43 protein-coding genes and 1 pseudogene are annotated in these 25,862 nt (G+C 31.0%); 8 read left to right on the top strand and 36 right to left on the bottom strand.

The window, feature by feature from the left end:
• Window positions 1–92: 92 nt before the first annotated feature.
• The 6 genes from LQ686_RS12030 to LQ686_RS12005 form a co-directional block, all read right to left on the bottom strand.
• Complete coding sequence (locus LQ686_RS12030) at window positions 93–722, bottom strand: hypothetical protein (RefSeq protein WP_119494066.1); 630 nt, start codon at window positions 720–722, stop codon at window positions 93–95.
• A gap of 252 nt (window positions 723–974) precedes the next feature.
• The gene (locus LQ686_RS12025) at window positions 975–1,415 is read right to left on the bottom strand and encodes a hypothetical protein (RefSeq protein ID WP_119494067.1); all 441 of its coding nucleotides are present in this window, start codon (window positions 1,413–1,415) and stop codon (window positions 975–977) included.
• Between the two features lie 22 nt (window positions 1,416–1,437).
• Entirely contained in the window at window positions 1,438–1,935 is a 498-nt protein-coding gene (locus LQ686_RS12020; protein WP_119494068.1) for a Holliday junction resolvase RecU, read from the bottom strand.
• Between the two features lie 300 nt (window positions 1,936–2,235).
• Complete coding sequence (locus tag LQ686_RS12015) at window positions 2,236–2,436, bottom strand: hypothetical protein (protein ID WP_119494069.1); 201 nt, start codon at window positions 2,434–2,436, stop codon at window positions 2,236–2,238.
• Window positions 2,437–2,505: 69 nt separating this feature from the next.
• A complete protein-coding gene (locus tag LQ686_RS12010; RefSeq protein WP_182476409.1) occupies window positions 2,506–2,673 on the bottom strand; it encodes a hypothetical protein in 168 nt (55 codons plus the stop codon).
• Between the two features lie 72 nt (window positions 2,674–2,745).
• Complete coding sequence (locus LQ686_RS12005; protein ID WP_119494070.1) at window positions 2,746–3,054, bottom strand: MazG-like family protein; 309 nt, start codon at window positions 3,052–3,054, stop codon at window positions 2,746–2,748.
• A 62-nt stretch (window positions 3,055–3,116) separates the two neighbouring features.
• On the opposite strand from LQ686_RS12005, the gene LQ686_RS12000 reads away from it, so the two are divergent.
• A complete protein-coding gene (locus tag LQ686_RS12000; protein ID WP_119494071.1) occupies window positions 3,117–3,821 on the top strand; it encodes a DUF4145 domain-containing protein in 705 nt (234 codons plus the stop codon).
• A gap of 74 nt (window positions 3,822–3,895) precedes the next feature.
• Here LQ686_RS12000 and LQ686_RS11995 read toward each other — a convergent pair whose 3' ends face one another.
• The 22 genes from LQ686_RS11995 to LQ686_RS11890 form a co-directional block, all read right to left on the bottom strand.
• Window positions 3,896–4,135: a hypothetical protein gene (locus LQ686_RS11995; protein ID WP_239733375.1), complete on the bottom strand. Its 240-nt coding sequence runs from the start codon at window positions 4,133–4,135 to the stop codon at window positions 3,896–3,898.
• A 2-nt stretch (window positions 4,136–4,137) separates the two neighbouring features.
• On the bottom strand, window positions 4,138–4,350 hold the full coding sequence (locus LQ686_RS11990) for a hypothetical protein (protein ID WP_129407624.1): 213 nt from the start codon (window positions 4,348–4,350) through the stop codon (window positions 4,138–4,140).
• Window position 4,351: 1 nt separating this feature from the next.
• Window positions 4,352–4,588, bottom strand: a complete 237-nt coding sequence (locus tag LQ686_RS11985) for a hypothetical protein (RefSeq protein ID WP_107590674.1) — start codon at window positions 4,586–4,588, stop codon at window positions 4,352–4,354.
• A 12-nt stretch (window positions 4,589–4,600) separates the two neighbouring features.
• Window positions 4,601–4,852: a hypothetical protein gene (locus LQ686_RS11980; protein WP_107590675.1), complete on the bottom strand. Its 252-nt coding sequence runs from the start codon at window positions 4,850–4,852 to the stop codon at window positions 4,601–4,603.
• Window positions 4,827–5,768: a DNA cytosine methyltransferase gene (locus tag LQ686_RS11975; RefSeq protein WP_423226965.1), complete on the bottom strand. Its 942-nt coding sequence runs from the start codon at window positions 5,766–5,768 to the stop codon at window positions 4,827–4,829. Before LQ686_RS11975 ends, LQ686_RS11980 begins: the two co-directional genes overlap by 26 nt.
• 57 nt (window positions 5,769–5,825) lie before the next feature.
• Window positions 5,826–6,047, bottom strand: a complete 222-nt coding sequence (locus tag LQ686_RS11970) for a DUF3269 family protein (RefSeq protein WP_119494076.1) — start codon at window positions 6,045–6,047, stop codon at window positions 5,826–5,828.
• Window positions 6,048–6,051: 4 nt separating this feature from the next.
• Entirely contained in the window at window positions 6,052–6,648 is a 597-nt protein-coding gene (locus LQ686_RS11965) for an HNH endonuclease signature motif containing protein (protein WP_239733370.1), read from the bottom strand.
• Window positions 6,641–6,883: a hypothetical protein gene (locus LQ686_RS11960; protein WP_037587674.1), complete on the bottom strand. Its 243-nt coding sequence runs from the start codon at window positions 6,881–6,883 to the stop codon at window positions 6,641–6,643. Before LQ686_RS11960 ends, LQ686_RS11965 begins: the two co-directional genes overlap by 8 nt.
• Before the next feature lie 12 nt (window positions 6,884–6,895).
• Window positions 6,896–7,120, bottom strand: coding sequence for a hypothetical protein (locus LQ686_RS11955; protein ID WP_239733369.1), 225 nt, complete (start codon window positions 7,118–7,120; stop codon window positions 6,896–6,898).
• A complete protein-coding gene (locus LQ686_RS11950; RefSeq protein ID WP_119494079.1) occupies window positions 7,117–7,497 on the bottom strand; it encodes a hypothetical protein in 381 nt (126 codons plus the stop codon). The genes LQ686_RS11955 and LQ686_RS11950 overlap by 4 nt, the downstream gene beginning before the upstream one ends.
• 21 nt (window positions 7,498–7,518) lie before the next feature.
• Window positions 7,519–7,809, bottom strand: coding sequence for a hypothetical protein (locus LQ686_RS11945; RefSeq protein WP_119494080.1), 291 nt, complete (start codon window positions 7,807–7,809; stop codon window positions 7,519–7,521).
• 38 nt (window positions 7,810–7,847) lie between these two features.
• Complete coding sequence (gene ssb, locus LQ686_RS11940; protein WP_119494081.1) at window positions 7,848–8,342, bottom strand: single-stranded DNA-binding protein; 495 nt, start codon at window positions 8,340–8,342, stop codon at window positions 7,848–7,850.
• Window positions 8,339–8,527 carry a hypothetical protein gene (locus LQ686_RS11935; protein ID WP_210142899.1) on the bottom strand — a complete coding sequence of 63 codons (189 nt, stop codon included), beginning with the start codon at window positions 8,525–8,527 and terminating at the stop codon, window positions 8,339–8,341. The genes ssb and LQ686_RS11935 overlap by 4 nt, the downstream gene beginning before the upstream one ends.
• A gap of 18 nt (window positions 8,528–8,545) precedes the next feature.
• Window positions 8,546–9,340: an ATP-binding protein gene (locus LQ686_RS11930; RefSeq protein ID WP_239733367.1), complete on the bottom strand. Its 795-nt coding sequence runs from the start codon at window positions 9,338–9,340 to the stop codon at window positions 8,546–8,548.
• A 9-nt stretch (window positions 9,341–9,349) separates the two neighbouring features.
• Window positions 9,350–10,102, bottom strand: a complete 753-nt coding sequence (locus LQ686_RS11925; RefSeq protein WP_239733366.1) for a DnaD domain protein — start codon at window positions 10,100–10,102, stop codon at window positions 9,350–9,352.
• 15 nt (window positions 10,103–10,117) lie between these two features.
• Complete coding sequence (locus LQ686_RS11920; protein ID WP_239733364.1) at window positions 10,118–10,831, bottom strand: MBL fold metallo-hydrolase; 714 nt, start codon at window positions 10,829–10,831, stop codon at window positions 10,118–10,120.
• Window positions 10,821–11,600 carry a phage recombination protein Bet gene (bet, locus tag LQ686_RS11915; RefSeq protein ID WP_239724742.1) on the bottom strand — a complete coding sequence of 260 codons (780 nt, stop codon included), beginning with the start codon at window positions 11,598–11,600 and terminating at the stop codon, window positions 10,821–10,823. Before bet ends, LQ686_RS11920 begins: the two co-directional genes overlap by 11 nt.
• A 22-nt stretch (window positions 11,601–11,622) precedes the next feature.
• Entirely contained in the window at window positions 11,623–13,599 is a 1,977-nt protein-coding gene (locus tag LQ686_RS11910) for a hypothetical protein (protein ID WP_239733363.1), read from the bottom strand.
• Window positions 13,600–13,672: 73 nt separating this feature from the next.
• Window positions 13,673–13,957 carry a hypothetical protein gene (locus tag LQ686_RS11905; RefSeq protein WP_204236995.1) on the bottom strand — a complete coding sequence of 95 codons (285 nt, stop codon included), beginning with the start codon at window positions 13,955–13,957 and terminating at the stop codon, window positions 13,673–13,675.
• A gap of 13 nt (window positions 13,958–13,970) precedes the next feature.
• A complete protein-coding gene (locus LQ686_RS11900) occupies window positions 13,971–14,144 on the bottom strand; it encodes a hypothetical protein (RefSeq protein WP_185805782.1) in 174 nt (57 codons plus the stop codon).
• A 10-nt stretch (window positions 14,145–14,154) separates the two neighbouring features.
• Window positions 14,155–14,658 (bottom strand): helix-turn-helix domain-containing protein, encoded by a 504-nt coding sequence (locus LQ686_RS11895; RefSeq protein ID WP_191835891.1) that lies wholly within the window; start codon window positions 14,656–14,658, stop codon window positions 14,155–14,157.
• A 194-nt stretch (window positions 14,659–14,852) separates the two neighbouring features.
• Window positions 14,853–15,542 carry a BRO family protein gene (locus LQ686_RS11890; protein WP_239733361.1) on the bottom strand — a complete coding sequence of 230 codons (690 nt, stop codon included), beginning with the start codon at window positions 15,540–15,542 and terminating at the stop codon, window positions 14,853–14,855.
• 110 nt (window positions 15,543–15,652) lie between these two features.
• On the opposite strand from LQ686_RS11890, the gene LQ686_RS11885 reads away from it, so the two are divergent.
• The gene (locus tag LQ686_RS11885; protein ID WP_210142009.1) at window positions 15,653–16,123 is read left to right on the top strand and encodes a hypothetical protein; all 471 of its coding nucleotides are present in this window, start codon (window positions 15,653–15,655) and stop codon (window positions 16,121–16,123) included.
• 144 nt (window positions 16,124–16,267) lie between these two features.
• On the opposite strand, the gene LQ686_RS11880 is transcribed toward LQ686_RS11885, so the two are convergent.
• Together LQ686_RS11880 and LQ686_RS11875 are read right to left on the bottom strand one after the other, a co-directional pair.
• Window positions 16,268–16,534, bottom strand: a complete 267-nt coding sequence (locus LQ686_RS11880; RefSeq protein ID WP_107610211.1) for a helix-turn-helix domain-containing protein — start codon at window positions 16,532–16,534, stop codon at window positions 16,268–16,270.
• 195 nt (window positions 16,535–16,729) lie between these two features.
• The gene (locus LQ686_RS11875; RefSeq protein WP_070373065.1) at window positions 16,730–16,948 is read right to left on the bottom strand and encodes a helix-turn-helix transcriptional regulator; all 219 of its coding nucleotides are present in this window, start codon (window positions 16,946–16,948) and stop codon (window positions 16,730–16,732) included.
• Between the two features lie 146 nt (window positions 16,949–17,094).
• Here LQ686_RS11875 and LQ686_RS11870 point away from each other — a divergent pair, with 146 nt between their 5' ends.
• From LQ686_RS11870 to LQ686_RS11845, 6 genes are all read left to right on the top strand, one after another.
• Complete coding sequence (locus tag LQ686_RS11870; RefSeq protein ID WP_239733359.1) at window positions 17,095–17,454, top strand: helix-turn-helix domain-containing protein; 360 nt, start codon at window positions 17,095–17,097, stop codon at window positions 17,452–17,454.
• A gap of 146 nt (window positions 17,455–17,600) precedes the next feature.
• Complete coding sequence (locus tag LQ686_RS11865) at window positions 17,601–18,302, top strand: PH domain-containing protein (RefSeq protein WP_239733358.1); 702 nt, start codon at window positions 17,601–17,603, stop codon at window positions 18,300–18,302.
• Window positions 18,303–18,342: 40 nt separating this feature from the next.
• A complete protein-coding gene (locus LQ686_RS11860) occupies window positions 18,343–19,476 on the top strand; it encodes a hypothetical protein (RefSeq protein WP_239733357.1) in 1,134 nt (377 codons plus the stop codon).
• 93 nt (window positions 19,477–19,569) lie between these two features.
• The gene (locus tag LQ686_RS11855) at window positions 19,570–19,941 is read left to right on the top strand and encodes a hypothetical protein (RefSeq protein WP_239733355.1); all 372 of its coding nucleotides are present in this window, start codon (window positions 19,570–19,572) and stop codon (window positions 19,939–19,941) included.
• A gap of 16 nt (window positions 19,942–19,957) precedes the next feature.
• Window positions 19,958–20,419: an ImmA/IrrE family metallo-endopeptidase gene (locus LQ686_RS11850; protein WP_239733354.1), complete on the top strand. Its 462-nt coding sequence runs from the start codon at window positions 19,958–19,960 to the stop codon at window positions 20,417–20,419.
• 23 nt (window positions 20,420–20,442) lie between these two features.
• Window positions 20,443–21,663: a tyrosine-type recombinase/integrase gene (locus tag LQ686_RS11845; RefSeq protein ID WP_239733352.1), complete on the top strand. Its 1,221-nt coding sequence runs from the start codon at window positions 20,443–20,445 to the stop codon at window positions 21,661–21,663.
• Between the two features lie 85 nt (window positions 21,664–21,748).
• On the opposite strand, the gene LQ686_RS11840 is transcribed toward LQ686_RS11845, so the two are convergent.
• The 6 genes and pseudogenes from LQ686_RS11840 to LQ686_RS11815 all read right to left on the bottom strand — a co-directional run.
• Window positions 21,749–21,982: an acyl carrier protein gene (locus LQ686_RS11840; RefSeq protein WP_017000113.1), complete on the bottom strand. Its 234-nt coding sequence runs from the start codon at window positions 21,980–21,982 to the stop codon at window positions 21,749–21,751.
• 87 nt (window positions 21,983–22,069) lie between these two features.
• Window positions 22,070–22,807, bottom strand: a complete 738-nt coding sequence (gene fabG / locus LQ686_RS11835; RefSeq protein WP_025905298.1) for a 3-oxoacyl-[acyl-carrier-protein] reductase — start codon at window positions 22,805–22,807, stop codon at window positions 22,070–22,072.
• Window positions 22,807–23,727 carry an ACP S-malonyltransferase gene (gene fabD, locus LQ686_RS11830; protein ID WP_107565447.1) on the bottom strand — a complete coding sequence of 307 codons (921 nt, stop codon included), beginning with the start codon at window positions 23,725–23,727 and terminating at the stop codon, window positions 22,807–22,809. Before fabD ends, fabG begins: the two co-directional genes overlap by 1 nt.
• Window positions 23,720–24,706, bottom strand: coding sequence for a phosphate acyltransferase PlsX (gene plsX / locus LQ686_RS11825; RefSeq protein ID WP_107565446.1), 987 nt, complete (start codon window positions 24,704–24,706; stop codon window positions 23,720–23,722). Before plsX ends, fabD begins: the two co-directional genes overlap by 8 nt.
• On the bottom strand, window positions 24,699–25,268 hold the full coding sequence (gene fapR / locus LQ686_RS11820; RefSeq protein ID WP_025905295.1) for a transcription factor FapR: 570 nt from the start codon (window positions 25,266–25,268) through the stop codon (window positions 24,699–24,701). Before fapR ends, plsX begins: the two co-directional genes overlap by 8 nt.
• Before the next feature lie 461 nt (window positions 25,269–25,729).
• A pseudogene (locus tag LQ686_RS11815) lies at window positions 25,730–25,862 on the bottom strand (IS256 family transposase); the annotation flags it as partial.

The raw sequence follows: 25,862 nt of genomic DNA, 5'->3' as shown, positions 1-25,862 counted from the left end.
CAACTTTCAACTTAAATTCATCACTATATTTTGTCATATTAAAACACCCCTAAAGTTAGTTTTTTTACTCTAACTTTAGGGGTGCAGTACCGTTAGTGAGTGCTTTTTTTTATATATCTTATTATTGTTACCAAAAAAGACATAATAGTAACAAATAAACCAGAAATCATAAAGAATATTAAAATTGAATCATCATCTCGAACAAATATGCTCTGTTCATTAAATTCTGGGCTAGTTAATAGATAAATCATTCCTAAATATAGATAAGAAAAGCTTATAGCAACAATTAATATTGTAATTAAACGCTTTCTTTTATTTAAAGCTTTTTGACTATCAGGTTTAATATCTTTCGTAAATGAAGTCTTATTTATTATGCTAATAATATTATCTATGTTTTCATCTTTTTGATTATTATCCAAAACAAAGTCATCTATAATTTTCACAATAATCCATGAAAGAAAATCATTTGGTTTCCTTAATTTTTCTATTTTAACTTTCTCTTTAACTGAGACACCATAAATTATACTATTTAATGTATCTAAACTAAATTTATTGTGCGCATAAATATATCTTAATGATAAATCTATAATTTTTAGTTCAGCTTTCTTTATACTAGCTTTATTTCTGTATATTGCGATTACGTTTTTTATTAAATAAAATATCGTGGACACAAATAAAGTAGACAAGAAGGCAGAAACATATGGATTAAGTAAAAAACTCATTAATATCACACCTAATAATTATTATCTTAATAATACTAAATTGTTAATAGTATAGCCAGGTAAAATTTTAATAATTATAGAAGGGATATGGATAATAGCCGTAAGGCTGTGTAGAGCAACGACCAAACTTAACCAGTTTGTCTGATTGTAAGGAGCCGTCCTATTCCTACCCACAGTTTACAACTTATTTTTACTTTCACAAAATATCGTGTCAAACGGTATCAATTGGTGCAAATGGTATCATTGGAACACTCAATTATATTTCACAATATCATCTGCTATTTTATCGAATATTTTATATTGATCACGTTTGTTAACGCCTGTAATTTCATGTATACGTTTTAACGACTTACCGTCCATTCTTAACTCTAATACCAACTCTTCAGTTTCGTCATTCATAAATTGCTTTGCCATTTGTACAGGTCTTAATTTAAGTCCTAATTTCTCACACATTCTATCTTTTTTCATTCTACGTTCTATCTCATAAAGAAAAGGTGTAGTATTTACTTCATTACTTTTAGATAAAGTAGCTTCAATTCCATATTGCGATATGTTTGCGCCTTTTATCATTTCTCCGTACTCTTCAATATATTTTATTAACTGATTAGAATTACTGTGATAATTATGAATTAATTCAAGTGCTTTCTTTCTTGATTCTATTTTGTATAACTTGGATTTAGTCGAATAAGTCATGTGTTCAATTCCTCCGATTGGTTTAGTTTTCGATGTGGTCAACATCGGTTAAATAGTCAAAAATTACGCCATTACCACTCCTAACTAATTCAGCATTTTCATTAAACCATTCGTACGGAATACTTTTACGGTCATGTTGTTTCTTAAAATTATTAAACCGGTCAATGTCTAACTTGAAACATGTGTCGTTAAATCTAAATAGTACTAATAGAAAAGCATCAGCACCCATTCGTTTAGTATCGGTCAAATACTTAACTTGATGATCACTCACATTTTTCAAAGGTAAATTCTTAATTTTAACTTCTTTCGTATCAAAGGCTATGTACTTACCTTTGTTATTACAGCCTACAAAATCAACTGTACTCTTTTCTTGATAACGTGCTTTACCTGTCCTTGTGTTATAACTTATCGGTGTTGCTACTTTATCGATTATTGCTATATTCTTTTGTTTGTAAACGCGATTAATATTGCCTATTACTGTTTCAAACCACTTACCTCGATTAGCTTGTTTTCTATTCAATTGATCACTCCTTTTCTTATTGATGTATAGAAAATCTTTGTCCCCTATTTAAATTGTGATTAAAGTATATATAAAATATAGCAAGACTATAGTTATAAGGATGAATAACATCCTTATAGTCTTTTTACTTATATTATTATGCAAAAGTGTAAATATAAGTATTATCGATATACTTAAAATTGAAATCAACATCATAAACTCAAACATTTTAACCCTACTTTCAAATGTTTATTTACAACAATATACCTTATTTTCATAATTTAGTGTAATTATATTTAGCGGGATTAAAAATTCATAATGTTAATTCGTCAAATCGTTAAATTTCATATGAAGTGCCTTTATTTCTTCCTCGTCTTTTTTTAGATTTTTCTCGTAATTTCTTCCACCGTAAAATTCCCATTGGATAGTTTTCATGTTGTCTTCGTGCTGTTCAATAAGCCACGTTGTTAATTCTTCTAAGTTATTAAAATTTTGGATGATTTCTGCATTAGTCTTTTCCATATTCTCACTCCTTAACTGCATTTATAATTAGTGCAATGACTATTACTGCGAATAATATTATTCCTAATATCAATGTCTACCAACTCCACTAAACCACGTTTCTGCCTCTTTATACTTATCTGATTCATAATCAATCGGTGGTTCGACTGTGTCTAGTATAGTAGAGTACTTGTATGAACGCTTAACATATATGAATAATGTGATTGTGCTTAGTAATAATGTGATTAGTAGTTTCATTGTGTATCCTCCTTATTAAGTATCTGCTTAATGCGTTCTACAATATCTGGGTGACTTTCGCCACCCTTATCCTTATAAGTCTTCTGATTTGATGAACGATCCGTCTTCACTCATTACTCCAGTTCTATCTTTAATCTCTCCATAAGCCTGTTCTAAGCACTCCTGCAACGTCATATTATTTTGTTGTGCTAATATCACTAAAGTTACGATAACGTCTCCTATACCGTCTCTAAGTTTATCTATATCATTCCTACAAAGTGCTGCTGCAACTTCTCCCATTTCTTCTGAAGATTTAGCGTATTGTGTAAAACTGTTACCTTTATCTAACCCTTTATCAATTGACCATTGTTCTACTTGTTTTATTAATTGTTTCAAATTCATCTATCCTTTCAATATTTAAATTTTGTATAATAAGAGATAATCAAGGAAAGCGAGGTAATAATATGTCAGACTTAACAATAAAAGTTTTCAAAACTCTAAATAACGTGTCCATCAATGACTCAATCTTCGTAAATATCAATTTGCCTGAAAAATGTCCTTATTGCGAATTAGCTCAATCTCCAAAATATTTAAATTGTTCTGGAATTGAAGATAATAACCGTAGTTTTTCAATTATTTTAGAGTGTAATAAATGTAAACAACACTTTTTGCAATTATATGAATTGAACAATCTTACTTCACACAGAGCTGGTGTATCTACTCATAACGCTGATAAAATACAACCTGAATATAGCTATGAGAATGTTGATTTGTCTTCTGAAATAATTTCATGTTCTCCCCAATTCATAAAGTTACATAGCCAACTTAAAATGGCAGAGAAACAAAATCTAGAAGATTTATTAAAATTAGGTTATCGTAAAGCTATTGAACAACTAGTTTGGGATTATTTAATAAACTTTGAAGACAAAAGCACTACTTCATTACAGAAAGAATCATTCCCTGCTAGAATTAAACTTCTCAATTTGCCAGATAGCGATTGGCTTGCCGACTTAATTGCATGGGTAGGTAACGATGGAGCACACCCCTATCAACGTCATGAAGATTTAAGTAATGAAGATATGAAAACATTGTCTAATATGCTTATCAATAATATTAAAAATTTAATTCAAGAACATAACTACAAAAATTATCATTCAAAGAATAAATAGATGCTTTTATATCAGAAATTTTTTATTTCTATTATCAACTGTTGATCTATCTTCAGTTGGTAATTCTTATATATTTATTCCTCCCAATATAATCTTTCAGTAAGTTCTACTGCGAATTCAACTCTTGAGTCGCCTTCCCCAAATTCGTCTATTGCTTCTTGTCTGACAGTACTATCGAGGTATTTATCCCAAGCTTTTGCTTTGATATAAACTTCTTCAAGTTCGTCTGCCATTTCATAATGAGCGTTGCTATTATACTGCATGCCTAAGCTTGTCAATTCGGCTACTATTGTATCCTTAAACTCATACGCCATAGTCACTCACTCCTATTCATGTCATCAATAATATTTTGAATATCATGATTGCCTTCTAACTCGTCAATCTGTGCGCCTAGATTTTCTAACACATCAAACTGCCCTGCTCGATAATCTGGCACATGTTCGTTAACTTCTGGGTAAACTGATATGATGTTACGTTCAACATCGGACTTTAACTTATGCCACATGTTTTCATAGTCTTTCTTCGGCATGTTAATCAGCCTCCAATTCATCAGTATTGATACCGATATCATCTAACATATGCTGATACTGAATATATCTATCACTAGCGTTGATATCTAATTTATTTTTGATTAATCTAGCAAACACTTTTAACACTCTGCGATAGTTTGATAAGTCTTTGATAAGTTCATCACGTTGTAGTTTATATTTATCTCGTTCATTCTCTATTTTAGTTATGTCTTCTCGTGTGTATTTGATTGTTGGCATGTTTTAGTCCTCCTAAAATAAATTCATTTGTTTCCCTTCGACTAAATCTTTTATATAAGGCTTTCCAGTAGTTCTAAAGTACTCGTGCATTTCTTCAACGGAATCAAACACTGCAAAGCCGATATCATCTTTAAATACTTCAATGGTTTCCACTTGTCCCGTATCAAACACTTGGACATAGATATTGTTATTGTTGCCACCGTTTTTATAACGTTTTAATGCTTGATCCATTTGCTCGTCATTGCAATACTTGAACTTTTTCATGTTCATTCACTTCTTCTTTCAAGATTTTCAACACTTCTTTAAATATTGCCTCTAACACTTGCACGACAATACTGTTCCCAGCTTGCTTGTACAATGTTCCATTTGTCGTATTCTTGCGTGTTGGATGTTCATTAGCGACCTTATAATAGTCTTCATCTTCAAAGCCCATAAGTCGCCAACACTCTAGTTCGGTTAGTAATCGATACTGACCATTTCCGATTGGAACTATGCCACTGTTAGGACATCTATTTTGTTTAGTAGTAATCGTCCAGCTATAATCTTCAATTGGTTTTAGCCCTCCACCAAAACCTTGTCGCTTGTTTATAGCTTTAAGCATTGATGGTGATTTGATTGTGTACTTATCATCAACATCTGTTTCTAAGAACTCACTCACATTCCTCATTGGTCTGCCTTTTAATGTCGAGAAGTCGAACCAGTGACCATTTAACATACTGATAACAAATACGCGTTCTCGTTTTTGTGGTATGCCAAACTCTCGACTATCCAACACTTCATAATTGCTTGTATAACCTAGTCGTTCCATTTCAACAAAATACTTTTTAAAGTTATGGATCATATCTTTTGCTAACACACCTTTGACGTTTTCCCATATCACAACTTTAGGTTTCCAAACGCCCATGTTTTCGATAATTCGTATCGTTTCCCACATCAATGATGAACGTGTTTTATCTTCATCATTACCACCTAATCTAGTACCAGCACGACTAAAGTCTTGGCATGGACTCCCATGTACCAATATGTCTGGTTTAAGATTCCAACCGACTACTGATTGTGGTTGATGTAAATGGTCGTATAGTGCGTTGTATGTTCTAACTGATTTCTCATCTATTTCTACATAATCAATAGCTTTGTGTGGATAGCCTAGATTTAACATGGCTTTTCTAGGTGCGCCTATGCCACCAAACCAAACAACTCAAGTATTTTTACATGGTTGTTCATTTAGCATCACTCCTTAAAAATGAAATATTGTTAATTGGTCATTTAGTTCTTTCTCTAACTTCAAATCATGTGCTGCTTTGAATTGTCTTAACTCACTACCTGTCAACTTATGTTCTTGATTCACAAACGGTGTATGCGGCATACCTAGCAAAGTATTGATTTCTTTACCAGGTATCACTGTAAACATCTTTTTGCCTTCTGAATTGTATAGAACATATTTATCAAGTAGTCCCATAAGGTTATACCTCGACTTTTTGTAGTTTTTCTTGTATTTTCACGATAGTTAAACCAGCCTGCGTTAACTCTGGATTGTCGTAAATCAAATGTTGTTTATTTAACTTCAATAGTTCTGATCGCTTAACAAGTATTAAATTATTTAAATCAAAGTTCCTTTTATTTCTGTCTGCAAAGATAATGACATGTTTATCTGGTTTTGGACCGTTTGCTTCTTCCCAAATCAGTTCGTGCTTTGGTCTCCACATTTCTTTACGAGCACCTTTATCTTTTACTTTCACTAGTAGATATCCGTCTTTTCCAACTAAAGTACTTCCAATAGGTCTAGTGTTTATAGGTTCATTACCTTTCTTAAACCAACCTTTTTCAGAACCTGGTGCATGTACTCCTTTAACACCTTTATTCCATGATTGATGTCCTTTTTTAAATTGAGTGTTCAAACCATTACTTAATTTGTTTCTTCCACAAAAAGAACTTATTGTTCTAGCGCTTTTGTTAGTACCAAATTTTTCATTAAACATTTCAGTTAGCGTTTTAAAAGGTGTTCCTTTCACGTTATCCCTTAAAAATTGAGTTTGTTCTTCCGTGTATTTGTTAGACATTATTACCACCGTCCAACATCTTAGGTAAGCTACCATTATCATTGAATTTTTCATCAATAAATTTTTGACTCTCTAACACTAAACTTCCGTTATCGATGATATTTTTGGCAATGCCCATAATAGCTTTAGATCGGTTAACTTCTTCTCTTAATTCTTCACCTTTTATATCTTCATCACTCAGTCTTTCTAATTGAGCGAATAAATGGTTATTTAAATCTCCTAATGTATTTCTCATATCCAATTCCTCCTAAATGTCAAAAATGCTTAGTTGCTTTTTTACACCTGCAACTTTTGGTTTTTCAATTCGGTATTGCTTGTTAACGTATCCTTTAAATGTTATTAATTTGTGGTTATCATCAGCTATTCTGAAGATATCGACTACATCTTCATCAACTCTCCATTCAGTGATATAACCGACATTATTTTTACCAACTTCAAAACATGAATTTTCATCACTAATTTTTGTAATCATTTAGACCAACTCCCACAACACTCTTGAAAAAGTAGCTGAGCATAATCTCCAAATTCTGTTTTTTGTGGGTATTTTTCAATCCATGGTTTAGGTTTTGCATATTTTTCTTTATACACTTGTCGTCTCTTTTCTTCTTCGTGTATTAAAATTCGATTCAAATTATCTATATGACTACCAGTAAATTTAAGGTCGTCACTTCTTAAATTATTCTTTTGAAGTTCATCATTTGATGGAAATACATGTATCGCCTCGTCAATATTCCAGCCGTTTAATATTCTTGATCTATAAATAACTTTTGGTACGTTATGATTTTCTGCAATCATAATATTGTCTTCATGAAATGGTTGTTTATATCTTATTGCTAACTCATTAATCATTTTCAACTACTCCTTATCTCATTAATTTTGGTCATTTAGTTTGTTCAAATTTACTCTGTTTGATTTAAGTCTTTGCTTTTCAACAGACATCGTTACTCTAATTTCGTTCTCAGTGGTCATGCCGATGTATAAAATAAAGCCATATACATCGTTTTTTCTTAAAAACCACTGCAAAGCATCTGTATCGTTTATATAGTGTCCAGATTGCTTAATACTTGCTATAAACGTCTGAAATTGGTCAATTAACGGACGTTTTAACCTATAGTTTTGTTTAACTGCATCTGATAGCCTAAAAATCGGTTTTGTTGTCATATTTCGCACCTCGTCGAATAAAGGATATGTCCTAAAATTTAGTCAAAAGGTAAATCGTCATCATTAAAATCGCTGCCATTGTTGAACGGATTATTTTGTTGGTCGTATTTCGCTTTATTTTGCCCCTGTTGGACGCTTTGATTATTTTGGGTATAGTTGTTACCCTTTTGATAACTCGTTCCATTTTGATATGAATTTGAGCCGTTTTGACTATCTTTTGGCTCTAGGAATTGAACGTTATCGCAAACAACTTCAGTGACAAATACTTTTTGCCCTTCTTTGTTTTCATAACTTCTACTTTGTAACCTTCCATCAACGCCTGCTAATTTCCCTTTAGATAAATATTGGTTTACATTCTCTGCTGTTTTTCTAAATACAACACAATTGATGTAATCTGCTTCACGTTCTCCTTGTTGATTAGTAAAAGTACGATTTACTGCTAATGTGAATGTTGCTACTTGAACGCCACTCGGTGTAGTTCGGTATTCTGGATCACGTACTAATCGCCCTACTAATACTGTTCTATTGATCATATTGTTGCTACCTCCATTGGTTTATTAATTATGATTGCTGGTGTTGTTCTTTGCTTGTGTTCTTGTATGGCTAATTCTCGTTGTATTTTTTCTTGATTATCGCCATACCATTTGAAAAATAATCTTGCCCTTTGCTCACTACAATTTAATCGTTCCATAATGTCTTCAACTGTTATTGGAATCATTTAATTTCCTCCTGTTAATTACTTTAGACTTCTAAATCCTTTCATTCGGTAATCGTCGCCCTCCAAAGTAATGCCAGTGGTGTTAGACATTAACCGACTAAATAATCTTTGTTGGTCTTTTGTTTTCGTTAGTTCTTTGACTGATAGATTAGTTGTTATGATGTTGTGCTTGCCAACTCTACTTTCAGCAATTTGAAATAGCTTTGACATGCCATAGTCTGTAACATTCATACCGAAGTCATCGAAAACCATTAAATCAACTTGTCCTATTGCTCTTTCTAAATCTGTTTCTGAATACTCGCTATCTTTGTCAAAAGTAGATCTAAACTTCGAAATCAATTCAGTTAAATTAATAAAGAGTACTGAATAATTTTTAGCTTTCACTTCTTTTAAAATCGACATTGCTAAGTGTGATTTTCCTAATCCAAATGAACCTTGTAATAAAAGCGACTGCTTATTTTCTTTATCAAATGAGTTGGCATATCTTTCGCAGATTACTTTTGCCTTTTCTTGGTTTTGATTTTCTGGAATGTAAGTTTCGAAAGTAGCGTTTTTAGTTTCTTCGTTCTCACTTGAAAAACTTAAAATTCTATTTATTTCTTTCTGTTTTTGACGTTGCTTGAAATTACGTGTTAACTCTTTACCGTGTTCAATCATGTCGCAGTCACAACCTAGTCTGTAGGTATAACCATTTTTAAATTGATATTCCTCATAATCTCGACCACATTTCTCACACTTGCCTTCTTCTAATAACTTAGGCTGCATTTTTTGTTCTAACTTATTCGCTAGCTTTGGATTGAATAGACCATTCATTTAATCACCTCAACTATTCATATATTTAAGATATGGATTATCTTCATCAGCTATTTCTTCTTGTTTACTACGTTTATTATTTCTTGCTAAAATATCATCTACTGATCTAATTCCATCGTTGAACCATGATTTCAAAATTGAATTCACATAATTCCATTTGTATACATTGTTGTTTAAAGACTCTTTCATTGCTTCGATAACAATTTCATTTCCATTCTCTCCAAAGTCATCTATCCATGATCCGATTTGGTCAGATATATATGGTTTAAGAACTCCAAACCCATTAACTTGGTAAAAGTCAAACGGCGACTGCTGCTTACTACTACTGTTATTCTTATTACTATCAATATTAGTTGAGTCATTATAAGTACTATTATTATTAGTAGTGTTCGATTCTCCTACGTAGGTTTTTCCTATGTTGGAATTTCCTACGTTGGATTTACCTACATTGGATAATCGCATGTGGGTAGGATGTTCAAATACTGAATATTCATATTCCTTTAATCTTCCTTTATCATCACGTTTTCTTGTTCTTCGTATATAACCAATTTCTTCAAGTTCTTTGATGCCACTTTTTAAACTACTAAGCCCATCACTAGTGTGTTTTACTAATTCTGTTTCATATACTTGCCAATCATCTGGACGACTAAGTAGATATAGTAATATCCCTTTAGCTTTCCAGCTTATTTTATTGTCGTGAATGAAATTTTTATGAACAGTTACAAAATTACCTGTTTCTTTATAAACTCGGAATATTGCCATGTTAATTCTCCTTTCTTAAAGTACATATACTGGTCTTCCAGTAACTTTCTGAATAGATTTCTTAAACAAAACTTCGTCTGAATTACTATCAGATAAATGAATTAAATACGTTTCTTTCAATCTCGATAAATCACAGTCATTTAGAAAATCAATTACATTCTCTAAACTGAAATGACTTTTTCTAATTCGCTTTTTCAAAGATGAATTTAGTACGCCATTTTCTACATTTTGATTTAATATTTCGATACTGTTATTACATTCAATAAGCATATGAGTGAGTCCTGTAAATGTATATTTGATGTAATAGGTATCAGTCGCAAACAGTAGCTTGTCGCCACTGTCTGACTGAATGAGATAACCTAATGGCTGACCTGTGTCATGCTGCACATCAAAAGGTAATATTGTTAACGTGCCAATCTTGAAATATTCTAACGGTTGAATACCTTTCAATCTAAAGTTGTCGTATCTTTTATCTATTGCTATCAGTTCGTCTTTTTCGATTTCTCCGATATAACAGTTGATACCGTAATTCAATAGTTCTTTTAATCCTTTGATATGATCATTGTGTCTATGACTGATTAAACATGCTGAAATGGTTTTTAGTTGGTAATTTAAAGCTTGTTGTATCTTTTTGAAGTTAAACCCACATTCAAGTAATACTTCAGTTTCACCGTCTGTAATGTGGTAGCAGTTCCCATTGGAACCACTACCTATACAATTAATTTTCATTACCAAATAGTCCTTCATCGAATATTGATTGATTAGCTTGTTTCGGTTCTTTAACTTCTTCAAACTGTGCAGGCTCAACTTCTACTTTTTCTTGTTGTTTTGGTGTTTCAACTTTTTGAGGTTCTTCTTTCGGAATATCAATTGCTGTTTTATTGGCATTTTGCTTAATTTCTTGCTGAACATCGTCATTTACATTGATTGGTTGAATACTTTCTTCTTCGGTATACATAGCACCTAGATTTTCTGGAAAAGCTTCACGTAGTGCGTTCACGATTGCTGTTTTTCTAATCATTGTTAATGGCATTTGTTTCCATGTAGATTGCTTTTTGTCGTATTCTTCAAGTGATACTTTAGCTACGATTGGCATTTCTCTATCTTCTCGATAAACCTTTGCCCAGCCACCTATTAAAACATCGTTTTTAAGCTTTACAGCACCTTCGATTTCGTGTAACTCGTTGTTGCGTTCTACAATGATTCCTGCTGCAATACCTTTGTATTTAGCGTTAGACTCTGCACGTTTCATAAATGCCTCTTTACCGACAATTATTTGAGCATCTCCACCAAACTTAACGATGTATGCCTCATTTAAGAACGGGTTTAATTTTTGATACTTGCAAAGTGATAAGAACATCATGATTTCTTGATCATTTACTTCTTTGTTACCTCTTACTAAATATTTTTTGATGATTGAAGGTGATAACTTAACCGTTTCACCATTAACCTCATATGTTGTACTTGATTTCTCTACTACTTGATTTTGATTTGTCATTTTAATTCCTCCATTATTTTTATTAAATTACTTCTACAGTTAACGCTTTGTCCTTTTTACTTACTTCTAATTGAATTTGTTGAGATGTTGTTTTATGAACGTCTGTAACAGATTCTGCATTGTCAATCATGATTGGTGCGTAAAAGTTATAGTGTTTAGATAAAGCGTTTATGATGTCTAAACCGACGTTTATTCTTGCTGCGTTATTTAATCCACTATCAAATGGAACGCCATTATGTGTTGCGATACAAACATCTTGAACACCTTGATTAATTTGGACATCAAACAATTTAAATTTAGTGATTTCAAACTTGTCGTTGATTGAACCTTCCATCAGATTTACTTTTTGTTTCGTAAATTCTTCTGTTAAGAACGTCGCATGTTCTAATTCGTTATATTCTTGGGCTAATTGTTCTTGTTTAGTTTCAAGTTCTTTAATACGATCTATAGCGCGTTGACTTACTTGGATATCATCTAACTTTTGTTTAATCTCTTGTTGCTGGTTAATTAATGGTTCTTTTTTGCTCTTAACGATGTTCTGAACGTCTTCATTGATACTTTGGATAGATTGTCCCTTTTTCTCTTTTAAGGCTTTAATTTCACTATCTAATTGCTTGTATTCGTCTGTATCTTTCACATCTGTATTATTGCTTTCGATTTTTTTGATACTTTCTTTGATTTCTTCTACATTCTTTGTTTCTTTATCAATTTCTTCTTTCAGTTCTTCCATAGTTGATTCAATTTCATCGTTTTGTTCTGATAGTTGTTTCACTTTATTTCTAATTTCAATACCGTCTGATTGTATTTTCTCTAATCTTTCAGACTTATCAGCGTTGTAATTCTCTTTCATTTTCTGTATTGCTTCTTGTTGCATATGTTCTGGTATATCTTGACCACAGCACTCACATACAGTTGCTGTAGTAAACTCTTTCTGTTCATTTACTAATTCTTTATGTTTAATACCTAATGCTTTGAATTTTTCGTTTTGTTCTTCAATTACACTTTCATTTTTTTGCAGTTCAGCTGTTAAATTGCTTAAATCTCTACGTTTCGTTGCAATGGCTCTTTGTAGTTCAGAATCTTGGTTGATCATTGACGATAAATCTCGTTTGCTACCATGATTGTGATTATCTTTTAAATACTGGATATCGAGTTCTTTTGATTTGATTTCTTTCTCAATCTTTTCGATTTCCAAACCGTTCTCTACATCTTTAATTTCAATGTCTATTTGCTTAATTTGATTATTAATTTCGTTTAACTCTTCTTCTAAAGCTTGTTTGTTATATTTTCGAACGTCTGGCATGTTGTGATTGATTTCATCTACACGTACTGGAATAGCCTTTAAATCTTCATTGATAGATTTCTTATTTCGACTTATTCGCATCTTAAAATCTTCTAATGATCCGTCACCTAATAATTTTTTAAGTTCTTTCAACTTACTATCTGAATTAATTACATCTTCGTCCGTCACTTCATCAACTAAACTCATTAATATCTTTTTACGTTCATCTTGTTTTAAACTGTTAAACCAAAACGGGTTAGTTGTTAATTTGAAGATTTGTTCATCACTGATAATTGAATTTATAAATTCATTAAAGTCTTTTAATTTTTTAGGTGTTAATTCTTCTTCTGAGAAACCTAATTCATATACCGTTTCGTGTCCTGTGAAAGTTGATTTCGCTTGTCCTCGTTTTCTTGTCCATTTCTCTGAATACGTTTTTTTAATATGTTGTTCTTTACCGTCAATGTTCAACACTGCATAAACGCTATGCTTTAAATTGTTTATTTCTTCTCCTGCACTATCTAATGTTTTGATTGAGAATTTAGTAGCACCTTTACTATCTTTGTTGAAAAGTAACCAATAAAAAGCATCTGCAATCGTTGTTTTACCTGTGTTATTTTCTCCTTTAACAACAATATCTTTACCTTCGGCGTTTAATTCAAAATGTTTAGCGCCTTTAAAGTTATCTAGCACTAACTTAATAAGCTTGATTTCCATATCCATATCCTCCTGTGGTATAATATTTACAAATCTTATTTCTTATTTGGACACCTTGGTCGAGGTGTCTTTTTTAGTCGAATAAATCATGGTTCCATTGTCTACTGGTCAAATAGTTAAATAATCTTTCGTTTTCGGTCGTATTTTCTAATAAATAATCGTTTAACATTGCTTCAATGTTTTCTTTCTGTGTTTCGTAATCATCAGCTGAAGAAAAACAAGCTGATACTACTGTTCTTTCTGTACGATTACATTTGATTTTCATATCAATATAGTCAGCGTAATAAATCACTTCTTTTTCAAACCAAAATCCCTGTAACGAAAAATTTGAATTCCTTTGTTCTCCTACTTCTAACATTTAGATCCCTCCTTTAAATTTCATCATTTTTTAAGCTATTGAATACATGGTCGAACATTTCGAAAAACAATACTGTTACAAGCCAAAACATTAAGGAATGTTCAATAGGTGTAACTGAAAAACTTGCTATGATAAAGAACTCAATTACAATAATTAAAGTAAGTAATGGATATTTTAAAATGTTCATATAATACCTCCTATATTCTGCGTTCCATTTTTAACTTCTGTTCGTGCGCTTTTACTAAATCTCTAATATTTTTATTAATGTGTTCGCATGTCTTATTGATAAATACAGTTCCGTGGAACAATACATCTTCACATTCGGACATTGTCTTAACGATTTCTTCTTTTTCATCTCTAGTCATATATTCTGGTCTTTTTAAGAAATTACATTCTTCTAAGGCATAAATTGCTTCTTTCATTTCTTTTATAAGTTGATATTTAACTAAACCAGGGTGATCATAATAATATTCGTCACTGTGCGCAGGAGTTGAGAAACCATCTGAAAACTCATTTAATGTATCAGTTACAAAAACCCCGTCATTACTATTTGTTGCTAGCGCTTTATAAGTATCTGCAGATATATTTCTTTGACCGTTAATCATCATTGACATGTTGCTCTTTGTTGTTAATGCCATATCTGCCAATCTCTGTTGTGTCATTCCTGTTCTGTCTATTTGCCTTTTGATTACATGTGCCATATTGTTCTCCTTCTTTCTATAATCCTTATTGATTAATGCGTGTGTTTGGTTAACTGTTCCGTCTTTAAAGTTCACATCATGTGATGTATTATTTAGTTATCATCATTTGGTCGAATAAATGATGTGTTCTAAAATCTCAATTTGGTCATTGAGTGTAACTGGACTAGGTTTGGTCACCTGGTTCAGTTATTTTTTTATGCTTCTTTAAGGTTAAGTTCTAGTTGATACACTGTTTCGAATGAGGGTTTCCATTGTTCAACGAACTTTACTGCTTCTTCATAACGTCCTCTTGGAATACTGTTATATGTTGGTACTTGGAAGATTTTTTTAATACTTCTATAGATTTCTGCAAACAATTTCTTAGATGTTTCTTTGTAGTATCCATTGAATTTATTCCTAACGATCTCTGCTACTTTACGAGCAACTAATTGTTGAATATGTTTTGCTTGTCCGTGCATAATTGGATAACTTTCTTCTATAGCTGTTACTCTTTCATCTAATTCGGTATTACCTTGTGCAATCAGTTGAATTTGTTCTGATGTTGTTAAAGGTTTAACTTGATATGAACCAGTCTTTCTTAATGTTGGTAATACCTCTGATGTAACCCAGCGTTTAAAACGTTTAGCTGAATCTAACTTTGATGAAAAGATTAAACTGTATAAACCTGATTCATTGATGATTATCATATTCCTACTTTGACCTGATGCACTGAAACGGTGCGTTAGCTTATCTTCTTCATCTACGTGATTTCTAATAGCATTATCTGCCCTGGAATACCCCAATACCTCAGCCACATCTTTTCCTACAAAATGTGGTTCATCATTTACTGTTAAAGTTCTTACTGGCAATTCTTCAAAATTAAAAGTTTGTAATTCTCTTGTCATTTTAATGACCTCCTTAATTTGTTATAGATTTATTATTTCAATTTGGTACAATTAATTTAATTTATTATGAAAGTGTGGTGAAAGTTATTATAAAACTCATTGAGCCAGAATTGATTAAAACATTTTTTGCAACAGGTGGCTTTATTCTTTCTGTAATTAACTTTTGGTTTTTATTTTGGAAACAAAGAACAAATTTCGATGTAAAAATTAATGAAATTGTTGATTCTCGTGTAGAATTTTATATTGAGTTTATATTTATAAATAAATCCAATAAACCATTCTCAATTACTGGTATTGAAACAACATCTAATAATGAAAAATTCGAAGTCGTTTATCATGTTGAAAATATTATGAGTAGAAAATATTTTGATGATAATCATAAGACACACGGGTTACCGATAAATTTATCAGCTTATCAAACCCAAAAATGTTATCTACAATTTATGAAAAACGAAAACGACAAAACTTTCGATTATAAATCTTTGAAATTCAAAATAGCAACTAGTAGAAAAACAAAGAAATTTGAAATTTCTATAGGAAAAGATTTGCTAGTAGAGCTATCAGATTTATACACAAAGTAAAGATAGTAAATATCATTAAAAACTTGTCTTCATCCATAATTTATTCCTCCTAATTTTTACTAGATACACTTCTAACCTCCTCCACCAAGTTGATGATTAGAAGTGTTATTTTGATTAGATTTAATTTGCTCATGTACAGACCTCCTATAACCATTTTTTATGTTTCTTCTTTAAAAATTCTTCTAGTTTTTGAATATTGATTAGTGTTAATCCAGGTGTTAAATCAAGATACATTCCCTCGATACCTAAATTGTCTTGTTCATATGATTTCAACCAGTTGTATACTGTTGTTCTACCTACTCCAAATGCTTTTCCTACTGGACCAGGTTTAGCATAAATAGGATTAAACACTACTTGTTCTGAATCTACGATTACATTTTTTTCATTAGGCAATATCTTTAAATTAGACATAGTTTAGTTCCTCCTTTTCTTTTGTTGACGTCCTATTACAACGTTTAGTCTTGGCAATGACTATTAGATGTATTTAAGCTTGGCTCATATCGTCGCTCACTCTCGCTCTTAAACGCTCTAGTAGGACGTCAACAGTGAACTGACTGGTCTATCATGTTCACGTATTATTTCGTATTATTTAGTTAGTCGAATAAATCAAGTGTTCTGAAAAGTTCTCGTATTGAGTACATAGTCATCAAAAAAAATAGCCCAGTTTAAGTTATAAATTTTACCTAACTCAATTGCAATTGGAACTGGTAGTTTCCTTCTGCCTTGCTCGTATCCGATGTATGTTGTTTTAGGTATATTAAGTAAATTTGCTACATCTTTTTGAGTCATTTTATTTTGTAATCTTATTTGTTTGAGTTTACTCATTTTCCAGCACCTCCTTGTTCTCAAATTGAGTATAACTCATTGTGAGTACACAGTCAACAATAAAATTCTCTTTTCGAGAACTTTTTAACATTAATCTTTATTTTGTACTCATTTTGCGTATAATTCAATGTATAGAGGTGATTACTTTGTTAGGTTCAAACCTAAAACAATTACGTAAATCTAAAAAACTCACACAAGATGAGGTTTCTAAAAAAATAGGTGTCGCTAAAAATACTTATTCTGGATATGAAAGAAATATAAGAACACCAGATATTTCAATACAATATAAATTAGCCGATCTATTTAACGTTACATTAGATGAATTACATGGTCGTAAAACTAAGGAAAGACTTAACCTACTTGAAGATGCTGAAGTTTTGATGTTTTCAGACAAAGAAGGATGGGACGAACTCTCAGACGACCGTAAAAAAGAAATTATGCGAGAATTATCAGATTTAGCCGACTTCTATATCGAGAAAGACAAGAAGGCTAAAGGTGAACAATAGAAAAGAGTATGAACTAACAACCTGTTAGTTTATATTTTTTAACCAAATTTTAGATTGTACTAAATTAGTAGAATATGGTTTATAATTTGCATAAAGGTATATTTAATATAAATTTAGTTTTAATTACTTAAAAAGGGGATGCATAAATGAGACCAGTTATACTGAATCCAAAAGAAGCATTAAGAGAAGGAGAATATTACGCTTCACTTAGTAGAGAAGAAAAGAAAAAGTATAAAAAATTACCTAAAGATAAACAAATAGATGCATATAAAGAATTTCATATCAATAAAAGTTCTGGACAGAATTTTACTATTGAAGATTATACCAAGCGTGTCGATGACATGTTTCAACACTTAAAAGATATAGGTGTCACTGACCTATTTGGTACTAAAAAAGAAGTTAAAACATTGGTTCAATTATTAAAGAAAGATGAATCGGTGTTGTATGCTACATCTGGTTTTATAGATAACAATACTTATTTAATTGTTTGTACCGATTTAAGATTGTTATTTTTAGACAAAGGGATGATATACGGATTAAAAAAATTCGAATATCCTTTTACAAAGATAAATTCTGTAAGCTACAAGTTAGGCATTGTATTTGGAGAACTAGAGGTTCATCATGGTTCCACTTCAATTCTTATAAAGAATATTATGAAGGAAACAGTTGAAAGAATGTCTGTAACAATTCAAGAACAAATTGAAAAGAACGAAGTAAAAACAAATATTAATCAAAATCAATCTATTTCAGTAGCTGATGAGATCATGAAATTCAAACAATTATTAGATGATGGAATAATTAACCAAGACGAATTTGATAAGAAAAAGAATGAATTATTGAAGATGTAATAGTTTCAACTTAAAAACTTATTTATAAGGAGATGCATAAATGAAAAAACTTTTATTAGCAACACTTACGGGAACTTTATTACTTGGTGCATGCGGGAATACATCAGGTAGTGAAGAAAAGAATCAAGAAACAACTACTAAAGAAAAAAACAATAAAAAAGAAGATAAGCAATACAATAAAGAATTAAGAAATTATATGAGTATGGATTTAGGTTCTTATGAAATTATGATGAACTACATCGATTCAAATCAAGATGGAGGAGATGATGTACAAGGCATGATTGATGCTTATAGACAATATTCTAATGAATTAAAAGAAAACTTAAAACTTCATCAAAAGAATATCAAAAATTTAGAAGGGAAAGAAAATGAAAAGAAAATAAATGATAGTTTTGTTGGTATAAATGAAACATTCTCAGAATTTCTAAGTAGCTTAGCATCAGAGTTGGAGAAATATCAATCTGAATCAATTACTGAAGATGAATTCAGTAAAAACATAGAAGATATTCAAAGTAGAATGGAAAATAAAATTGATGAATATTCTTCTATCTCAGAAGACATATCTGATGCTGAATTCAAAAAAATTGTTGGTTCAGAATTATTTAAAGAATATGATAGAGTTTTTAATAAATATAATGAAGAAGATGTAGCTGATGAAACTGAAAATGGTTTAGAAGATGATGAAGACAATGAAAGTTCTGATTCATTTAATGTAGCTGATGATTTAAAAGAAGTTAAAAAAGAAGACATTACCTATACTCAACAAGTCGGTAGTATAAATGTTAATTTTAAAGAAATGAAAACTTATAAAGTAAAAGTTACTGAGGATAATGAATACGAATTTGAAAACTATAATGTTGGAGATACTGCTTATCTTCTAGGTATTGAACTAGAATTAGAAAATACTTCGGAAACTCCACAAGAGTATTACATTGACCAAGCAACGATTGTCACAAACAACCAAGAACAAATTGAGCCTTCTATGATAACGCCTAATAAGATTATAAAAACTGATTTAAAAGGAAAAGTTAAATCAACTGGTGTGATCTATTATGAATTAGAAACATCTACAGCAGATGATTTAGAATGGTTAGATTTTATCTTGCCTGAAATGTATGATGATGAATCAATGGATGTTACTTTTGAAGAGAAAAAATTACGTTTAGAATTTTAATAACTTTAATTTAGCTGACCACTAAATATTTTGGTCGGCTTTTATTTCAATCTTAAACCGAACATACGTTCTTATAAATTGGAGGAATAGAACATGAATACAAACACATTAATTGAAATACCTGAAAGATATAAACAATTTAGAACTGGAATATCGAAGTTTGCAACTTCGAGAGATAATAAAAAAATAGAAAACAACGATCAAGCAATTATTATTTACTTTGATGAAACAGACAACATTGAACCTTTGCTATTTGATAAAGATATTGTAGTTATTAAAGATGAAATGAATGGTACACCTATTAATCAGTTTGTTGCCGAAATTAATTTTATTGAATCAGATAGTTTTGAAATAAAAAAACTATCAAACTATGTAGCTATTAATAACAGCAGCTACTCTATTGAAGATATAAACAACGTAAATATAATCGGCAAAGTGATTAAGTTAATTAGATCATTTGATTAGATTTGGAGGAAATAAAATGAGAGTCGAAGATTTAGTAAATGATATCACTGCATATACGATTTTAGATAACAGTGATTTGAATATAGAGTTTTTAAGCAATATTTATAACATTCTAGTAGTTTATAACTCCTCTATTACACTTTATGCCAAAGTAAGAAATAGAGATGTTATATTCGTCAAAAATGATACTACTGAAAATATGTGGAAAGCATTTTGTCATGAGTTTGCACATTTCCATTTGCATTTTGGTAATCAAACGAAAACTAAAAATCTATTTAATTTTAAACAAGAAGCAGAAGCAGAAAAGTTTTCTTTATTACTACGTATGCCTGAAAGATTAATCGTTACAAATGAGTTATGGACTGCTGAACAGCTTGTATATTACTTTAAGGTAACGTATTTAGAGGCATATAAAAGACTAGAGATGTTAATCAATAGAAGCAAAACACATCCTTTAGTTGGTATTAAATCGATTTGATGTAATTTTGGAGGTATAAAAACATGTGGTATGAAGAAAGGGTTTTAAAAAATGGAAAAACAACTTATAAATTTTATGAAAGATATAAAGATCCACTTACTAATAAAAGTAAAAAAGTAAGTATAAGTATGAATACATGTACAAAAAAGGCTAAAAATGAAGCTGTGTTATTGCTAGATAAAAAAATAAATTCTATTATTTCAAATAGTAATACACAACAATTAAGTACTTTAACTTTTTTCGAGGTCTGTGATGAGTATTTTAAACACTACAAAGCGACTTCGGGTAATAAATACAATACATTTTTGAGTAAAGAAAGTGAACTCAAAGTACTAAAAAAATTATTTAATAGCGATGTGTTAGTTCAAAAGTTAAATTTATCTTATACTCAAAAGCAATTTGATAAAATTCTAGAATTAAACATCGCTCATGAATATAGCTATAAGATATTATCCCTATTTAAAAACATAATGCGATACGTTAATAAATTTTATAACCTAGAAAACATATCTTTCATTGATAACATTACTCTCCCACGAAAAAGTTTATCTATAGAACAAATTAGAAATAAACAATCATTTTTCTTGGAAAATTCAGAGGTTAAATTAATAATTAATAAAATACTGGAAGATTACCAGGCACTTAATAGATTAGATAGCAAAAGAATTCGATTTGTAACTGCATATATCATTGAATTTATGTATTTAAATGGCATGAGGGTTGGAGAACTATTAGCTATTAAAACTGAAAATATAGACTTTGATAAAAAGGAATTAATGATAGAAGGAACTATTAATTGGAAAAAGTCCAATGGTGGTTACGGTGTTAAAGATACTACTAAAAATGAATATAGTACTCGAAAAATTAATATAAATAATAGAAGTTGCCAAATATTAAAAACACTTATCCATGAAAATAAAAAATTGCAACTTTATAATAAATCATATATTAATCGAGGTTTTATTTTCACTACAAGTAAAGGTAACCCTATCTTTATTTCTCAAATAAATAAAATATTAGAAGAAGCTGTAGATAAAATTGATTCGATCAATAAAAAAGTGACTACTCATATATTCAGACATTCACATATAACCCTTTTAGCTGAAATGGGTATTCCTTTAAAAGTTACTATGGATAGAGTTGGTCATAATGATCATGATACTACTTTAAAAATATACTCACACGTATCTGAAAAAATGTCTAAAGAGTTAGTAAATAAGTTGGAAAATATTAATATCGTATAGATTTTGCCCCCTTTTTGCCCCCTTTTCATAAAAATTCATAATAAAAAGCCCGAAACCATTGGTATACGGGCTTTTATAATTTGAATTATTTTTCTAATGATTCAATATATTTTACAGCGTCACCAACTGTGTTGATTTTTTCTGCTTCCTCATCAGGAATTTCCATATCAAATTCATCTTCTAATTCCATTACTAATTCTGCGATATCTAAAGAATCAGCACCTAAATCATCTTTAAATGAAGCTTCAGGCGTTACTTTTTCAGCGTCTACACCTAGACGATCTACAATAATGTCTTTAACTTTGTCGAAACTTGCCATTCCATTCACCTCCTTTAAATGATTTAAATCTTATATAATAAGAAATTCAATTTCTCTTACTATCCTATTCTACTATAAAAGTAGCTTTTATTGCATATACATTCCGCCATTAACGTGAATTGTTTGGCCAGTAATATAGCTTGCTTTATCACTTGCAAGAAATGCTACTGTATGTGCAATATCACTATCTTCTCCAAATCGTGCAAGCGGAATTTGTGATTTCATTTGTTCTTTTAATTCATCAGATAATTGATCTGTCATATCTGACACGATAAATCCTGGTGCAACTGCATTACAAGTAATTCCTCTAGATGCTAATTCTCTAGCAAAAGTTCTTGTCATTCCTTCAACACCTGACTTAGTTGCTACATAGTTCACTTGTCCTGCATTTCCTAGTGAACCTACAACACTTGATAAGTTAATGATACGACCAGATTTTTGTTTTAACATTGGTCTAGTTACTGCTTGAACACAGTTAAATACACCTTTTAAGTTTGTATTAATCACGTCATCCCATTCGTCTTGTTTCATACGCATCAATAAATTATCTCTTGTAATACCTGCATTATTGACGAGTACGTCGATAGTACCAAATTGAGATGTTGTTTCTTTAATCATAGCTTTTACTTCATCTTGCTCACTTACATTTGCTTGAAATGCAAATGCTTCTACACCAAATGATTTAATTTCAGAAACGACTTCTTCTGCTTTTTCTTTATTTCCTGCATAGTTCACAACTACATTGTAACCTTCTTTACCAAGTTCTAATGCAATTTTACGACCAATACCTCTAGAAGCACCTGTAACGATAGCTGTTTTTGTCATTATTCATTCCATCCTTTAATATCATCAATTGTTTGAATTGATGTTATTTTAACATCACGACTAATTTTTTTAACTAAGCCAGATAATACTTTGTTAGGACCGACTTCGATAAAGTGATCTACACCTTGTTCAATTAAATACTCAACAGATTGACTGAATTCAACTGGTGAGAATAATTGTTTAACCATGTTCGCTTTAATAACTTCATGATCTGTTTCAGGTTTAGCATATACATTTTGTACAATTGGGTGTTTAGCATCTTTCCACTCAAATTGATTAATGTAGTTTTCAAAATCATCTGCTATAGTTTTCATCATTGAAGAGTGAAATGGTCCTGAAACTTTTAATGGCATAACACGTTTAGCACCTAGTGATTTACCTTCTGCAGCAAGTTTATCAATGAGTTCTGCATGACCAGATACAACGATTTGACCTGGACAATTGATGTTTGCTGGTTCAATAAGTTTGTCCTCTGTTGATAATTGTTCACAGATTTCTCTCACTTTTTCAATGTCTAAACCAAGTACTGCTGCCATAGAACCTACACCTTGTGGAAAAGCTTCAGACATTAATGTACCACGTTTATGTACGATTTGAACGGCATCTTCAAACTTTAATACACCTTCTGATACTAATGCTGAATATTCACCTAAACTATGTCCTAATGCGTAGTCATAATTTAAATCTTTTAAAGCATTCATTAAAGCTGAACTATGCGTTAATAATGCTGGTTGTGTATATTCAGTTAATCCAAGAATTTCTTCTGGATCTTTAAACATAATTTCAAGTAAATCAAATGATAAAGATTCATTTGCTCTTTCTAAAATTGATGTTGCATTAATTTCTTCTTGATATAAATCTTCTGCCATTCCAACTTTTTGTGACCCTTGACCAGGGAACATGATTGCAACTTTACCCATTTATTTCACCTACTGCTTTCTTCATTTTATCTACTATTTTAGTATCTGCAGCTAGCTTAGCTTGTTTAATTGCATTATAGAATGCACGTTGATCTGATGAGCCGTGTGCTTTAACAACAACACCATTTAATCCTAATAGTACTGAACCACCGTATTCTGCATAGTCCATTTTATTGCTGATTTTTTTAATATCTTTTTTCAAAGTAAGTGCAGCAAGTTTATTTTTAGTTGAAGCAGTCATCGCTTCTTTTAACATTTTAAATATACCTGTTGCTGTACCTTCGATTGTTTTTAACACCATGTTACCGTTATATCCATCTGATACTACGACATCACATGCATCTAACAATAAAGATTTTGCTTCAACATTTCCAATAAAGTTATCAAATTGTTCTTCTTTAAGTAATTGATAAGTCTTTTTCATTAAAGCATTACCTTTTGTTTCTTCAGTACCAATATTTAAAAGTGCTAATGAAGGTTTTTCAATACTTCTAATTTGTTTGGCATAAATTTCACCCATTTTAGCATATTGCACAAGATGTTCAGGTTTAGCATCTGAGTTTGCACCAATATCTAAAAATACAAATCCTTTACCTGTCACTGTTGGGAAAGTTGCAACTAATGCAGGTCTTTCAATACCTTTTATTCTGCCGACAATAAATAATCCACTACTCATAAGTGCACCTGTATTACCAGCTGATACACATGCTTCAGCTTTACCTTCTTTAACAGCATTCGCCATTAAAACCATTGAAGCGTTTTTCTTTTTCTTAATTGATCTAACAGGTTCGTCATCCATTGTTATCTTTTCATCAGTATGATAAAAAGTGATACGATCATGTTTGTAATCAAATTGTTTTTCGTCACCATATAACAAAATTTCTAAATCTGGAAAATCATTAACTGCTTGTTTAACCGCTTCTATTACGATACCTGGCGCGTCATCTCCGCCCATCATATCTATCGCAATCTTAACCATTATTTTCACCCTCGCTCGAATAATACATTTCAAATTGTCCTTGGAAAACAGTTTCTCCATGAACAGTGCTTGTGACATCAACTTTAGCTATATGTTTCGATTTATGAATCACAGTAGCTTTAGCAATGACTCTTTCATTTAGTTTTACTGATTTTTTGAATTGAACATTACTCTTAGTTGTTAATGCTAATTCATCATTAATCAATGCTACACATAATGAGTTAGCTTGGGCAAATAAATAGTGTCCTCTAGCAATACCGTTACGTGTAAAAACATGTTCTTCCTTAATATCTATAATAGATATTGCTGATTTATCTAATTCAATATCTATAATTTCCCCAATGACATCTTCGATGGGTAATGATTTAATTTCATCATGATTTTGTGTTGCTACATCTTTGATGCGGCGTCTTAATTCTGGAATACCTAGCTCCATTCTATCTAGTCTAATAGTTTGGATGCTTACTTTAAAATATTCACTTAAAGTTTCGTCAGTTATGAAAGGTTCAGCTTTCAAACGATTTGTTAATTCCCTCTGGCGATCTGCTTTTGATAATTTCATTTCATCCAAATCCATTCTATTATGTACTTATAGCTAAAATTAGCACCTGCTATCATGACCTACCTTACTTATACTAACACGGGTATAACAATATACTCAACAAATTATACAATAAAAAAGAGCGAAATTTAAAAATTTGGTCATAAGACTTAAATAATAAGATATGAAGACAAGGTGGAATGAGTGAATTTGGGGAGGTTTGGTTTATGGATTTGGGTAGGACGTTGGGGTTAATTTAGGTGTTGGAATTGGGTGTTGGCGATTGGGAGCTGAGGCTTAAGCTATCTCTTGGCTTTATTAGGAAGTTAAGCTACGACTTCGCTTATCTCTTGGCTTTATTTAGACGTTAAGCTAAGACTTAGGCGATTTCTTGGCTTTATTCAGGTCTTAAGCCACGACTTGAGTAATTTTTTAGTAATCAAAAATGTCATTTCTAGGCTTTGTCAAATTAAGTGTGTAAGTTATTCAAGATACTTAATAACTCTATCTTTAATTTGATCATATAAAAGAAGCTGGTTCATAACCATAGACCAGTTTGGAATGTAACCAGTGGACCATTTCTTTTGAAGTTCTTTCGTTCGAATAAAGAGTAAT

The organism is Mammaliicoccus sp. J-M41 (genome assembly GCF_022385935.1).
In the GTDB taxonomy this organism is placed as follows: domain Bacteria; phylum Bacillota; class Bacilli; order Staphylococcales; family Staphylococcaceae; genus Mammaliicoccus; species Mammaliicoccus sciuri_A.
This window is presented reverse-complemented; position numbering and strand designations above follow the sequence as displayed.

Coding starts and splice junctions, on each gene's coding strand:
- LQ686_RS11890 (WP_239733361.1), bottom strand. CDS start 15,542: ATGACAAGAGAATTACAAACTTTTAATTTTGAAGAATTGCCAGTAAGA.
- LQ686_RS11880 (WP_107610211.1), bottom strand. CDS start 16,534: ATGTCTAATTTAAAGATATTGCCTAATGAAAAAAATGTAATCGTAGAT.
- LQ686_RS11920 (WP_239733364.1), bottom strand. CDS start 10,831: ATGAAAATTAATTGTATAGGTAGTGGTTCCAATGGGAACTGCTACCAC.
- LQ686_RS11850 (WP_239733354.1), top strand. CDS start 19,958: ATGAGAGTCGAAGATTTAGTAAATGATATCACTGCATATACGATTTTA.
- LQ686_RS11875 (WP_070373065.1), bottom strand. CDS start 16,948: ATGAGTAAACTCAAACAAATAAGATTACAAAATAAAATGACTCAAAAA.
- LQ686_RS12025 (WP_119494067.1), bottom strand. CDS start 1,415: ATGACTTATTCGACTAAATCCAAGTTATACAAAATAGAATCAAGAAAG.
- fapR (WP_025905295.1), bottom strand. CDS start 25,268: ATGAAATTATCAAAAGCAGATCGCCAGAGGGAATTAACAAATCGTTTG.
- LQ686_RS11845 (WP_239733352.1), top strand. CDS start 20,443: ATGTGGTATGAAGAAAGGGTTTTAAAAAATGGAAAAACAACTTATAAA.
- LQ686_RS11905 (WP_204236995.1), bottom strand. CDS start 13,957: ATGTTAGAAGTAGGAGAACAAAGGAATTCAAATTTTTCGTTACAGGGA.
- LQ686_RS11990 (WP_129407624.1), bottom strand. CDS start 4,350: ATGCCGAAGAAAGACTATGAAAACATGTGGCATAAGTTAAAGTCCGAT.
- LQ686_RS11935 (WP_210142899.1), bottom strand. CDS start 8,527: ATGATTCCAATAACAGTTGAAGACATTATGGAACGATTAAATTGTAGT.
- LQ686_RS11985 (WP_107590674.1), bottom strand. CDS start 4,588: ATGCCAACAATCAAATACACACGAGAAGACATAACTAAAATAGAGAAT.
- LQ686_RS11910 (WP_239733363.1), bottom strand. CDS start 13,599: ATGGAAATCAAGCTTATTAAGTTAGTGCTAGATAACTTTAAAGGCGCT.
- LQ686_RS12030 (WP_119494066.1), bottom strand. CDS start 722: ATGAGTTTTTTACTTAATCCATATGTTTCTGCCTTCTTGTCTACTTTA.
- LQ686_RS11995 (WP_239733375.1), bottom strand. CDS start 4,135: ATGGCGTATGAGTTTAAGGATACAATAGTAGCCGAATTGACAAGCTTA.
- plsX (WP_107565446.1), bottom strand. CDS start 24,706: ATGGTTAAGATTGCGATAGATATGATGGGCGGAGATGACGCGCCAGGT.
- LQ686_RS11965 (WP_239733370.1), bottom strand. CDS start 6,648: ATGTCTAACAAATACACGGAAGAACAAACTCAATTTTTAAGGGATAAC.
- LQ686_RS12005 (WP_119494070.1), bottom strand. CDS start 3,054: ATGAATTTGAAACAATTAATAAAACAAGTAGAACAATGGTCAATTGAT.
- LQ686_RS11930 (WP_239733367.1), bottom strand. CDS start 9,340: ATGAATGGTCTATTCAATCCAAAGCTAGCGAATAAGTTAGAACAAAAA.
- LQ686_RS11970 (WP_119494076.1), bottom strand. CDS start 6,047: ATGGGACTACTTGATAAATATGTTCTATACAATTCAGAAGGCAAAAAG.
- LQ686_RS11900 (WP_185805782.1), bottom strand. CDS start 14,144: ATGAACATTTTAAAATATCCATTACTTACTTTAATTATTGTAATTGAG.
- LQ686_RS11925 (WP_239733366.1), bottom strand. CDS start 10,102: ATGGCAATATTCCGAGTTTATAAAGAAACAGGTAATTTTGTAACTGTT.
- LQ686_RS12010 (WP_182476409.1), bottom strand. CDS start 2,673: ATGAAACTACTAATCACATTATTACTAAGCACAATCACATTATTCATA.
- LQ686_RS11955 (WP_239733369.1), bottom strand. CDS start 7,120: ATGATTACAAAAATTAGTGATGAAAATTCATGTTTTGAAGTTGGTAAA.
- LQ686_RS11865 (WP_239733358.1), top strand. CDS start 17,601: ATGAGACCAGTTATACTGAATCCAAAAGAAGCATTAAGAGAAGGAGAA.
- LQ686_RS11895 (WP_191835891.1), bottom strand. CDS start 14,658: ATGGCACATGTAATCAAAAGGCAAATAGACAGAACAGGAATGACACAA.
- LQ686_RS11960 (WP_037587674.1), bottom strand. CDS start 6,883: ATGAGAAATACATTAGGAGATTTAAATAACCATTTATTCGCTCAATTA.
- LQ686_RS12000 (WP_119494071.1), top strand. CDS start 3,117: ATGTCAGACTTAACAATAAAAGTTTTCAAAACTCTAAATAACGTGTCC.
- LQ686_RS11945 (WP_119494080.1), bottom strand. CDS start 7,809: ATGACAACAAAACCGATTTTTAGGCTATCAGATGCAGTTAAACAAAAC.
- LQ686_RS11980 (WP_107590675.1), bottom strand. CDS start 4,852: ATGAAAAAGTTCAAGTATTGCAATGACGAGCAAATGGATCAAGCATTA.
- LQ686_RS11855 (WP_239733355.1), top strand. CDS start 19,570: ATGAATACAAACACATTAATTGAAATACCTGAAAGATATAAACAATTT.
- fabD (WP_107565447.1), bottom strand. CDS start 23,727: ATGGGTAAAGTTGCAATCATGTTCCCTGGTCAAGGGTCACAAAAAGTT.
- LQ686_RS12015 (WP_119494069.1), bottom strand. CDS start 2,436: ATGGAAAAGACTAATGCAGAAATCATCCAAAATTTTAATAACTTAGAA.
- LQ686_RS11950 (WP_119494079.1), bottom strand. CDS start 7,497: ATGATTAATGAGTTAGCAATAAGATATAAACAACCATTTCATGAAGAC.
- ssb (WP_119494081.1), bottom strand. CDS start 8,342: ATGATCAATAGAACAGTATTAGTAGGGCGATTAGTACGTGATCCAGAA.
- bet (WP_239724742.1), bottom strand. CDS start 11,600: ATGACAAATCAAAATCAAGTAGTAGAGAAATCAAGTACAACATATGAG.
- LQ686_RS11860 (WP_239733357.1), top strand. CDS start 18,343: ATGAAAAAACTTTTATTAGCAACACTTACGGGAACTTTATTACTTGGT.
- fabG (WP_025905298.1), bottom strand. CDS start 22,807: ATGACAAAAACAGCTATCGTTACAGGTGCTTCTAGAGGTATTGGTCGT.
- LQ686_RS11840 (WP_017000113.1), bottom strand. CDS start 21,982: ATGGCAAGTTTCGACAAAGTTAAAGACATTATTGTAGATCGTCTAGGT.